This window comes from Streptomyces sp. NPDC002886 (assembly GCF_042888445.1).
GTDB lineage: Bacteria > Actinomycetota > Actinomycetes > Streptomycetales > Streptomycetaceae > Streptomyces.
Window position 1 is genome coordinate 227788 of sequence record NZ_JBIAPV010000007.1, and the last position, 10944, is coordinate 238731.

The following is a 10944-nucleotide window of genomic DNA, read 5'->3' on the forward strand; positions in this document are numbered from 1 at the left end:
TATTCGTCCACAGGTCTGTCCACCGCGTTGTCCACCGGCGGTCCACAGCTTCCCGGGTCCTGTGCACAGGATCAGACGACTTCCCCACACCGTTGTCCACTGTTCGGCAACGGGGAACCCTCCATCACCGCCCCGAGTGAAAGCGGTCACACCGAAGTCGACGTTTGGGTTGTGGAGTACTCGGGAAAACCTGGGGACACACCTGTGGAGTAGTCGGGGTCATCTGGGGATGGCCTGTGCAGAAGTTTTCGTTCTCCACAGAGACACGTGGTTGTCCACCGGTACCGCCCACAGGGTGTGTGCATAAAAAACCGGGTCTGACCAGCAGAAACACTGTTATCCACCGTTTCCACAGGCCCTACTACTACCCCCATAGAGAGTTAGCCCGGTTTCGGTTTTCAAGCAGGTCCTGTGCACAACTCGGTGGATCGCCCTCCCCGACACCTCGCTCCCGACTTGACCGCCAGCAGCGACGACTGTCGGCGCCGTACGTCAGACTGGTCCCCGGCATCGGTCGAGGCATCGACGAGCCGACGACGAAGGCCGGCAGACGAGCGAGCAACAGCAGGAGGCGGTTTCCGGTGAAGATCCGGGTGGAGCGCGACGTACTCGCGGAGGCGGTGGCCTGGGCTGCTCGTAGCCTCCCGGCCCGGCCGCCGGTGCCCGTTCTCGCGGGCCTGCTGCTGAAGGCCGAGGAGGGCAAGCTGTCCCTCTCCGGCTTCGACTACGAGGTCTCGGCCCGCGTCTCCGTCGAGGCGGACGTGGAGGAGGACGGCACCGTCCTGGTCTCCGGCCGGCTGCTCGCCGACATCTGCCGCGCGCTCCCCAACCGTCCGGTGGAGATTTCCACAGACGGTGTACGGGCGACCGTGGTCTGCGGCTCCTCGCGATTCACACTCCACACCCTGCCTGTGGAGGAGTACCCGGCACTGCCGACGATGCCCACCGCGACCGGCACCGTGCCCGGCGAGGTCTTCGCCTCCGCCGCCGCCCAGGTCGCCATCGCCGCGGGCCGCGACGACACGCTGCCCGTGCTGACCGGTGTGCGCATCGAGATCGAGGGCGACAAGGTCACCCTGGCCTCCACCGACCGCTACCGCTTCGCGGTCCGCGAGTTCCTGTGGAAGCCCGAGGACCCCGAGGCCTCGGCCGTGGCCCTGGTGCCCGCCAAGACCCTCCTGGACACCGCCAAGTCGCTCACCAGCGGCGACACGGTCACCATCGCGCTGTCGGGCTCCGGCCAGGGCGAGGGCCTCATCGGCTTCGAGGGCGCCGGCCGCCGCACCACCACCCGCCTCCTCGAGGGCGACCTGCCGAAGTACCGCACGCTGTTCCCGACGGAGTTCAACTCGGTCGCCGTGATCGAGACGGCCCCGTTCGTCGAGGCCGTCAAGCGCGTGGCCCTGGTCGCCGAGCGCAACACCCCGGTCCGCCTGAGCTTCGAGCAGGGCGTGCTGATCCTGGAGGCCGGCTCCTCCGACGACGCACAGGCTGTGGAGCGCGTCGACGCGAAGCTGGAGGGCGACGACATCTCGATCGCCTTCAACCCGACCTTCCTGCTGGACGGCCTGAGCGCGATCGACTCGCCGGCCGCGCAGCTGAGCTTCACCACGTCCACCAAGCCGGCGCTGCTCAGCGGCCGCCCGGCGGTCGACGCCGAGGCCGACGAGGCGTACAAGTACCTGATCATGCCGGTCCGCCTCTCCGGCTGAGTCCGGACTCGACGCGGCAAGCCCCTCGGGCCCGTCCCCGCTCCTGGCGGGACCGGGCCCGAGGGCGTTCCCCCTCCCGCCCGCGAAGCGCCGTAGCGGCCCCGTAGCGGCCTCCAGGGGCTTCGCGGGAGTCCGTACGGAGCCTCGTGCGCGGCCCGGCCGCGCGCCTGGGCGCCGACACCCCGGAGTGCCCGTGGCGCCGGGCGCCACGGCCCGGCGTAGGCTCGGCACGGGGGGATGTCCCCGGGCAGGGGAGCACCCCGGCACAGACGGCCACAACGCTTAAGGAACCACCTGATGGAGCTTGGTCTCGTCGGTCTCGGCAAGATGGGCGGCAACATGCGCGAGCGCATCCGCCGCGCCGGCCACACCGTCATCGGATACGACCGCAACCCGGACCTCGCCGATGTCCACAGCCTGTCGGAACTTGTGGACAGCCTGCAGGCCCCCCGCGTGGTGTGGGTGATGGTCCCGGCCGGCGCGGCGACGCAGTCCACCGTGGACGAGCTCGCGGGCCTGCTCTCGCCCGGCGACATCGTCGTCGACGGCGGCAACTCGCGCTGGACCGACGACGAGAAGCACGGCGCCGAGCTGGCGGCCAAGGGCATCGGCTTCGTGGACTGCGGAGTCTCGGGCGGCGTCTGGGGCCTGGAGAACGGCTACGCGCTGATGTACGGCGGCGACAAGGAGCACGTCGCGGCCGTCCAGCCGGTCTTCGACGCCCTCAAGCCCGAGGGTGAGTTCGGCGCGGTGCACGCGGGCAAGATCGGCGCCGGGCACTTCGCGAAGATGGTCCACAACGGCATCGAGTACGCCATGATGCAGGCCTACGCCGAGGGCTGGGAGCTCCTGGAGAAGGTCGACTCGGTCACCGACGTCCGCGAGGTGTTCCGGTCCTGGCAGGAGGGCACGGTCATCCGTTCCTGGCTGCTGGACCTGGCCGTGAACGCGCTGGACGAGGACGAGCACCTGCAGCAGCTGCGCGGCTTCGCGCAGGACTCGGGCGAGGGCCGCTGGACGGTCGAGGCCGCGATCGACAACGCCGTGCCGCTGCCCGCGATCACGGCCTCGCTCTTCGCGCGCTTCGCGTCGCGCCAGGACGACTCCCCGCAGATGAAGATGATCGCCGCGCTGCGCAACCAGTTCGGCGGCCACGCGGTCGAGAAGAAGTAATCCACAACCGCTCCACAGGTCCACAGCTTCTGAGGGACCACGGCTTGTAGGTCCACAGCCTGTGGAGCGGCGTACGGCAGAGCAGCAGGAAGCCGGGGGAGGTCGGCGCCACATGCACGTTTCGCATCTCTCGTTGGCCGACTTCCGCTCGTACGCCCGGGCCGAGGTTCCCCTCGACCCGGGCGTCACCGCTTTCGTCGGCCCCAACGGGCAGGGCAAGACCAATCTCGTCGAGGCGATCGGCTACCTCGCCACCCTCGGCAGCCACCGGGTCTCCGCGGACGCCCCGCTGGTGCGGATGGGCGCCGAGCGCGCCGTCATCAGGGCCGCCGTCACCCAGGGCGAGCGGCAGCAGCTCGTGGAGCTGGAGCTGAACCCGGGCCGCGCCAACCGGGCCCGCATCAACAGGTCCTCGCAGGTCAGGCCGCGGGATGTGCTGGGCATCGTGCGCACGGTGCTGTTTGCGCCCGAGGACCTGGCCCTGGTCAAGGGCGACCCCGGGGAGCGGCGCCGCTTCCTCGACGAGCTCGTCACGGCGCGCTCGCCGCGCATGGCGGCCGTCCGCTCGGACTACGAGCGGGTGCTCAAGCAGCGCAACACCCTGCTGAAGTCGGCGGCGATGGCCCGCCGGCACGGCGGCCGCTCCATGGACCTGTCCACCCTCGACGTGTGGGACCAGCACCTGGCGCGCACGGGCGCGGAGCTGATGGCCCACCGGCTCGACCTGCTCGCGACGCTGCTGCCGCTGGCGGACAAGGCGTACGAGCAGCTCGCGCCCGGCGGCGGCCCGCTCGGGGTGGCCTACAAGTCTTCCGCGGGCGAGCAGGTGGACAGCGGCGAGGCGCGCACCCGCGAGGCGCTGTACGAGGTTCTCCTGGCCTCCCTGGCCGAGGTGCGCAAGGGCGAGATCGAGCGCGGGGTGACCCTGGTCGGCCCGCACCGCGACGACGTGGTGCTGCGCCTCGGGGAGCTGCCGGCCAAGGGGTACGCGAGCCACGGCGAGTCCTGGTCGTACGCGCTGGCGCTGCGGCTGGCCTCCTACGAGCTGCTGCGCTCGGAGGGCAGCGAGCCGGTGCTGATCCTCGACGACGTGTTCGCGGAGCTGGACGCGCGGCGCCGGGAGCGGCTGGCGGAGCTGGTGGCCCCGGGCGAGCAGGTGCTGGTGACGGCGGCGGTGGACGACGACGTGCCCGGGGTGCTGGTCGGGACCCGGTTCGCGGTGTCCGGCGGGGAGGTGACCCGGCTGTGAGCGGCAAGGAGCAGGACCCCGCGCAGGACCCGCCGCGCAGGGCGGCCGAGCCCTCGGGCGTGGACCTGGCGCGCCAGGCGCTGGCGGCCGCGCGCGAGCAGGCGCGGGCCCGCGGCAACGCGGCGCAGAACAAGAAGGGCGCCTACCGGCCGGGTCTGCGCTCGGGCGCCCGGGCGGACGGCCGGGATCCGATGCCGCTGATGGCGGCGCTGGACCGGCTGCGCACGGAGCGCGGCTGGGAGATGCCGATGGCGGTGGCCGGCGTGATGGAGCGCTGGCCGGAGATCGTCGGCCAGGACATCGCGACGCATTGCGTCCCGGACCGGTACGAGGACCGCGAGCTGGTGGTGCGCTGCGATTCCTCGGCGTGGGCGGCGCAGCTGAAGCTGCTGGCCCCGCAGCTGGTGGCGCGGCTCAACGCGGACCTGGGGCAGGGCACCGTGCGGCTGATCAAGGTTCACGGCCCGGGTGGCGGGCCGAAGCGGTACGGGCCTTGGCGGGCGCCGGGGAGCACCGGCCCGGGGGACACCTACGGGTGAGCGGACGAAGCCCGACCCGGCGTGGTTCACCACGTGCGGGCGGCTTCGCGTGCCCGTCGGCACGCACACCCGTACGGGTGAGTAGGGGTCCGGCGGTCACCCGTACGGACGGCTCCGCGGGTGGTGTCCCTCACGGTAGCGGGAGGTTGACAGCCCGAAGCGCTCAATGCCCGTGTGAGCCTCTTTGAGCCCCTCCCCGGATATGGGGAGTCGGAGAGAGGAGTTTCCGGGCGGCACATGCGGACTCAGGTACCGGCAAACGCCCATTCATGGGGGTGATACCGGTAGACTGAACGAGAATCCCGCGCACGCGCGGGATTCAGTCGAGTAAAGCTGACCACCGCTGACAACGCAGATCGACGCAGCCGCTCCCGCTTGCATGCATGCCGGCCCGGAGTACGGCCTGTGCTGTGCCAGAAAGGGCGCTTCGTGGCCGATTCCGGCAACCCCAACGACAACCAGTCCACAGTCGGCCAGAACGGCGAGGTCACTTCCTCGTACGACGCCAGTGCCATCCAGGTCCTCGAGGGCTTGGACGCGGTCCGCAAGCGGCCCGGCATGTACATCGGCTCGACCGGTGAGCGCGGGCTCCACCACCTCGTGTACGAGGTCGTCGACAACTCGGTCGACGAGGCCCTGGCCGGGCACGCGGACACCATCGACGTGACGATCCTCGCCGACGGCGGCGTGCGCGTGGTCGACAACGGCCGCGGTATCCCGGTCGGCATCGTGCCGTCCGAGGGGAAGCCGGCCGTCGAGGTCGTGCTGACGGTCCTGCACGCGGGCGGCAAGTTCGGCGGCGGCGGTTACGCCGTCTCCGGCGGTCTGCACGGCGTCGGCGTCTCCGTCGTGAACGCCCTGTCCACCAAGGTCGCGGTCGAGGTCAAGACCGACGGTTTCCGCTGGACCCAGGACTACAAGCTCGGTGTCCCGACGGCGCCCCTGCTGAAGAACGAGGAGACGTCCGAGACGGGCACCTCGGTCACCTTCTGGGCCGACGGCGACATCTTCGAGACCACCGAGTACTCCTTCGAGACGCTCTCGCGCCGCTTCCAGGAGATGGCGTTCCTCAACAAGGGCCTGACGCTCTCGCTGACGGACGAGCGCGAGTCGGCGAAGGCCACGATGGGCGCGGACACCGCCGAGGAGACCGACGACCAGCAGGCGCGGACGGTCAAGTACCACTACGAGGGCGGCATCGTCGACTTCGTGAAGTACCTGAACGCGCGCAAGGGCGAGCTGATCCACCCGACGGTCATCGACGTCGAGGCCGAGGACAAGGAGCGCATGCTCTCGGTCGAGATCGCGATGCAGTGGAACTCGCAGTACACCGAGGGCGTCTACTCCTTCGCGAACACGATCCACACGCACGAGGGCGGTACCCACGAAGAGGGCTTCCGCGCCGCGATGACGGGTCTGGTGAACCGCTACGCGCGCGAGAAGAAGTTCCTCCGCGAGAAGGACGACAACCTCGCCGGCGAGGACATCCGCGAGGGTCTGACGGCGATCATCTCGGTGAAGCTGGGCGAGCCGCAGTTCGAGGGCCAGACGAAGACCAAGCTGGGCAACACGGAGGCCAAGACCTTCGTGCAGAAGGTCGTGCACGAGCACCTCAACGACTGGTTCGACCGGAACCCGAACGAGGCCGCGGACATCATCCGCAAGTCGATCCAGGCGGCCACGGCGCGCGTCGCGGCCCGCAAGGCCCGTGACCTGACCCGTCGCAAGGGTCTGCTGGAGTCGGCCTCGCTGCCGGGCAAGCTGTCGGACTGTCAGTCCAACGATCCGACGAAGTGCGAGATCTTCATCGTCGAGGGCGACTCGGCCGGCGGCTCGGCCAAGTCCGGCCGCAATCCGATGTACCAGGCCATCCTGCCGATCCGCGGCAAGATCCTGAACGTCGAGAAGGCGCGCATCGACAAGATCCTCCAGAACACCGAGGTCCAGGCGCTGATCAGCGCCTTCGGCACGGGTGTGCACGAGGACTTCGACATCGAGAAGCTCCGCTATCACAAGATCATCCTGATGGCCGACGCCGACGTCGACGGCCAGCACATCAACACCCTGCTGCTGACCTTCCTGTTCCGCTTCATGCGGCCGCTGGTCGAGGCCGGGCACGTGTATCTGTCGCGTCCGCCGCTGTACAAGATCAAGTGGGGTCGCGACGACTTCGAGTACGCGTACTCGGACCGCGAGCGCGACGCCCTGGTCGAGCTCGGCAAGTCGCAGGGCAAGCGGATCAAGGAAGACTCGATCCAGCGCTTCAAGGGTCTGGGCGAGATGAACGCCGAGGAACTGCGCATCACCACGATGGACGTGGACCACCGCGTGCTCGGCCAGGTCACCCTGGACGACGCCGCGCAGGCCGACGACCTGTTCTCGGTGCTGATGGGTGAGGACGTCGAAGCCCGGCGCTCCTTCATCCAGCGCAACGCCAAGGACGTTCGCTTCCTCGACATCTGAGTCGGCTCAGCTGACCGCCTGAAAGGACCTTTGACCAGCAATGGCCGACGAAACCACGCCCACCGCCGCGGAATCCGCGGAGGAGCAGCCCGTCATGCGCATCGAGCCCGTCGGGCTCGAGACCGAGATGCAGCGCTCCTACCTCGACTACGCGATGTCCGTCATCGTCTCCCGCGCGCTGCCCGACGTACGGGACGGCCTCAAGCCGGTCCACCGTCGTGTGCTGTACGCGATGTACGACGGCGGCTACCGGCCCGAGAAGGGCTTCTACAAGTGCGCCCGCGTCGTCGGTGACGTCATGGGCACGTACCACCCGCACGGTGACTCCTCGATCTACGACGCCCTGGTCCGCCTGGCCCAGCCGTGGTCGCTGCGCATGCCGCTCGTGGACTCCAACGGCAACTTCGGCTCCCCGGGCAACGACCCGGCGGCCGCGATGCGCTACACCGAGTGCAAGCTCATGCCGCTGGCCATGGAGATGCTCCGGGACATCGACGAGGAGACCGTCGATTTCAAGGACAACTACGACGGCCGCAACCAGGAGCCCACGGTCCTGCCGGCGCGGTTCCCGAACCTGCTGATCAACGGCTCCGCCGGCATCGCGGTCGGCATGGCCACCAACATCCCGCCGCACAACCTGCGCGAGGTCGCGGCCGGCGCCCAGTGGGCGCTGGAGCACCCGGAGGCCTCGCACGAGGAGCTCCAGGACGCGCTCATCGAGCGGATCAAGGGCCCGGACTTCCCGTCGGGCGCCCTGGTCGTGGGCCGCAAGGGCATCGAGGAGGCGTACCGGACCGGTCGCGGCTCCATCACGATGCGCGCGGTGGTGGAGGTCGAGGAGATCCAGAACCGCCAGTGCCTGGTGGTCACGGAGCTTCCGTACCAGACCAACCCCGACAACCTGGCGCAGAAGATCGCCGACCTGGTCAAGGACGGCAAGGTCGGCGGCATCGCCGACGTCCGCGACGAGACCTCGTCCCGGACCGGCCAGCGCCTGGTGATCGTGCTCAAGCGCGACGCCGTCGCCAAGGTCGTGCTGAACAACCTGTACAAGCACACCGACCTGCAGACGAACTTCGGCGCGAACATGCTGGCGCTGGTGGACGGCGTGCCGCGCACGCTGTCGATCGACGCGTTCATCCGCCACTGGGTGACGCACCAGATCGAGGTCATCGTCCGGCGCACGAAGTTCCGCCTGCGCAAGGCGGAGGAGCGCGCCCACATCCTGCGCGGTCTGCTCAAGGCGCTGGACGCGATCGACGAGGTCATCGCGCTGATCCGGCGCAGCAACACGGTCGAGATCGCCCGCGAGGGCCTGATGGGCCTGCTGTCGATCGACGAGATCCAGGCGAACGCGATCCTGGAGATGCAGCTCCGCCGCCTCGCGGCCCTGGAGCGGCAGAAGATCGTCGCCGAGCACGACGAGCTCCAGGCCAAGATCAACGAGTACAACGCGATCCTGGCCTCCGAGGAGCGTCAGCGTCAGATCGTCAGCGAGGAACTGGCGGCCATCGTCGAGAAGTTCGGCGACGACCGGCGTTCCAAGCTGGTGCCCTTCGACGGCGACATGTCCATGGAGGACCTGATCGCCGAAGAGGACATCGTCGTCACGATCACCCACGGCGGGTACGTCAAGCGCACCAAGACCGAGGACTACCGCTCGCAGAAGCGCGGCGGCAAGGGCGTGCGCGGCACGAAGCTGAAGCAGGACGACCTCGTCGACCACTTCTTCGTGTCCACCACGCACCACTGGCTGCTGTTCTTCACGAACAAGGGCCGGGTCTACCGCTCGAAGGCCTACGAGCTCCCGGACGCCGGCCGTGACGCCCGCGGGCAGCACGTGGCGAACCTGCTGGCCTTCCAGCCGGACGAGAAGATCGCCCAGATCCTCGCGATCCGCGACTACGAGATCGCCCCGTACCTGATCCTGGCCACCAAGGGCGGCCTGGTGAAGAAGACGGCGCTCAAGGACTACGACTCGCCCCGTTCGGGTGGCGTCATCGCGATCAACCTCCGGGAGACCGAGGACGGCAGCGACGACGAGCTGATCGGCGCCGAGCTGGTGTCCTCCGAGGACGACCTGCTGCTCATCAGCAAGAAGGCGCAGTCGATCCGCTTCACGGCGACCGACGACGCGCTGCGCCCGATGGGCCGCGCCACTTCGGGCGTGAAGGGCATGAGTTTCCGCGGAGGGGACGAACTGCTCTCCATGAGCGTGGTCCGGCCCGGTACGTTCGTCTTCACCGCGACCGACGGCGGCTACGCCAAGCGGACGCCGGTGGAGGAGTACCGAGTCCAGGGCCGTGGCGGCCTGGGCATCAAGGCAGCGAAGATCGTGGAGGACCGCGGGTCGCTCGTCGGGGCGCTCGTGGTGGACGAATCGGACGAAATCCTCGCCATCACGCTCAGCGGTGGTGTGATTCGTACGCGCGTCAACGAAGTACGGGAGACCGGCCGTGACACCATGGGCGTCCAGCTGATCAACCTGGGCAAGCGCGATGCCGTCGTAGGCATCGCCCGCAACGCGGAGGCCGGTCAGGAAACTGACGAGGCCGACGACAGCGAGAACGAGATCGGGACCGAGGCGGCCGTCGAAGGACAGGCCGCCGAGGCTGCCGGGGGCACGGAGCCCTCGGCTGGGGAGCACGAGGAGTAAGCGTGAGCGGAGCCACGGGCGCCGGACCGGCCCACACTGGAGCGAACGGTGCCCGTGGCCCCGCCGCGGACTCGCAGGGGGGAACCGTGACGGACACCCGAGGACCGCAGCCGCCCCAATCGCCTCAGTCGCCTCAGACTCAGGCGGGGGCCGGCCCTCAGCAGCCGTACCACCCGCCGCAGGCGTACTCGGTGCCCCAGGGCCCCGGTGCGCCGCGGGGGGCGGGCGACCCGGGTGCGCAGCGCAAGCCGCGCACGGGGGCCCGTATGGCACCCAGGACGCGCAAGGCGCGGCTCCGGGTGGCCAAGGCCGACCCCTGGTCGGTGATGAAGGTCAGCTTCCTGCTGTCGATCGCGCTGGGCGTGTGCACGATCGTCGCGTCGGTGGTGCTGTGGATGGTCATGGACGCCATGGGCATCTTCTCCAGTGTCGGCGGCACGATCAGTGAGGCGACCGGCTCGAACGAGAGCAACGGCTTCGACCTCCAGACCTTCCTGTCGCTGCCGCGCGTTCTGATCTTCACGACGGTGATCTCGGTCATCGACGTGGTGCTCATGACGGCGCTGGCGACCCTGGGCGCGTTCATCTACAACCTGTCGGCGGGCTTCGTCGGCGGTGTGGAGCTGACGCTCGCCGAGGACGAGTAAGAGCTTCGGAAACGGGGCTGGTGACCTGCGCAGACGGGTCACGGGAACCGATTTTGGAGTCACCGGGTCTGTGCGCTAACCTTCAGAAGTCAGCGCGCAGCGCGGATGGGGCTATAGCTCAGTTGGTTAGAGCGCATCCCTGATAAGGATGAGGCCACAGGTTCAAATCCTGTTAGCCCCACAGTGTCGAAGACCCTCAGGCCCATGGCCTGGGGGTCTTTGTCGTTGGGCCGGTTGGTGGGTCGGTCGGTCCGGTGGTAGGTCACCGATCGGTATCGGTCGGTGTGTATTGTTGGGCGCCAGAAGTCCCCTACGTCAACGAAAGACGAGGTCGCGCGGTGAAGAAGCTGCTCCTGGTCGCACTGGCCGCCATCGGCGGGCTCCTCGTGTACCGCCAGATCCAGGCGGACCGTGCGGAGCAGGACCTGTGGACGGAGGCAACCGACTCCGTGCCTTCTGGTTCCGGTGTGTGAGACCCGAGGTTGATCCCAGAGCCCCGACTGCC

At 69.0% G+C, this 10944-nt stretch carries 8 protein-coding genes and 1 tRNA gene; all 9 read left to right on the forward strand.

Annotation, left to right across the window (positions count from 1 at the left end; genetic code table 11):
- Positions 1-581: 581 nt before the first annotated feature.
- The 9 genes from dnaN (at position 582) to ACFYYB_RS29205 (ending at position 10912) form a co-directional block, all read left to right on the forward strand.
- The gene (dnaN, locus tag ACFYYB_RS29165) at positions 582-1712 is read left to right on the forward strand and encodes a DNA polymerase III subunit beta (RefSeq protein ID WP_243331110.1); all 1131 of its coding nucleotides are present in this window, start codon (positions 582-584) and stop codon (positions 1710-1712) included.
- A gap of 297 nt (positions 1713-2009) precedes the next feature.
- Positions 2010-2885: a phosphogluconate dehydrogenase (NAD(+)-dependent, decarboxylating) gene (gene gnd / locus ACFYYB_RS29170; protein ID WP_243331108.1), complete on the forward strand. Its 876-nt coding sequence runs from the start codon at positions 2010-2012 to the stop codon at positions 2883-2885.
- Between the two features lie 112 nt (positions 2886-2997).
- Positions 2998-4134, forward strand: a complete 1137-nt coding sequence (recF, locus tag ACFYYB_RS29175; RefSeq protein ID WP_389438712.1) for a DNA replication/repair protein RecF — start codon at positions 2998-3000, stop codon at positions 4132-4134.
- Complete coding sequence (locus tag ACFYYB_RS29180; protein ID WP_389438713.1) at positions 4131-4673, forward strand: DUF721 domain-containing protein; 543 nt, start codon at positions 4131-4133, stop codon at positions 4671-4673. The genes recF and ACFYYB_RS29180 overlap by 4 nt, the downstream gene beginning before the upstream one ends.
- A 405-nt stretch (positions 4674-5078) precedes the next feature.
- The gene (gene gyrB, locus ACFYYB_RS29185; RefSeq protein ID WP_389438715.1) at positions 5079-7136 is read left to right on the forward strand and encodes a DNA topoisomerase (ATP-hydrolyzing) subunit B; all 2058 of its coding nucleotides are present in this window, start codon (positions 5079-5081) and stop codon (positions 7134-7136) included.
- 40 nt (positions 7137-7176) lie between these two features.
- A complete protein-coding gene (gene gyrA / locus ACFYYB_RS29190) occupies positions 7177-9792 on the forward strand; it encodes a DNA gyrase subunit A (protein WP_389438716.1) in 2616 nt (871 codons plus the stop codon).
- A gap of 86 nt (positions 9793-9878) precedes the next feature.
- Positions 9879-10439 carry a DUF3566 domain-containing protein gene (locus ACFYYB_RS29195; protein WP_389438718.1) on the forward strand — a complete coding sequence of 187 codons (561 nt, stop codon included), beginning with the start codon at positions 9879-9881 and terminating at the stop codon, positions 10437-10439.
- Positions 10440-10546: 107 nt separating this feature from the next.
- Positions 10547-10620 (forward strand) — tRNA-Ile (locus tag ACFYYB_RS29200).
- Positions 10621-10777: 157 nt separating this feature from the next.
- Entirely contained in the window at positions 10778-10912 is a 135-nt protein-coding gene (locus ACFYYB_RS29205) for a DLW-39 family protein (RefSeq protein ID WP_208809277.1), read from the forward strand.
- The last annotated feature ends 32 nt before the right edge of the window (positions 10913-10944 follow it).

What these genes read in the sequence shown, in the direction of transcription:
- recF (WP_389438712.1), top strand. Translation starts at nt 2,998, where the DNA reads ATGCACGTTTCGCATCTCTCGTTGGCCGACTTCCGCTCGTACGCCCGG.
- gnd (WP_243331108.1), top strand. Translation starts at nt 2,010, where the DNA reads ATGGAGCTTGGTCTCGTCGGTCTCGGCAAGATGGGCGGCAACATGCGC.
- gyrA (WP_389438716.1), top strand. Translation starts at nt 7,177, where the DNA reads ATGGCCGACGAAACCACGCCCACCGCCGCGGAATCCGCGGAGGAGCAG.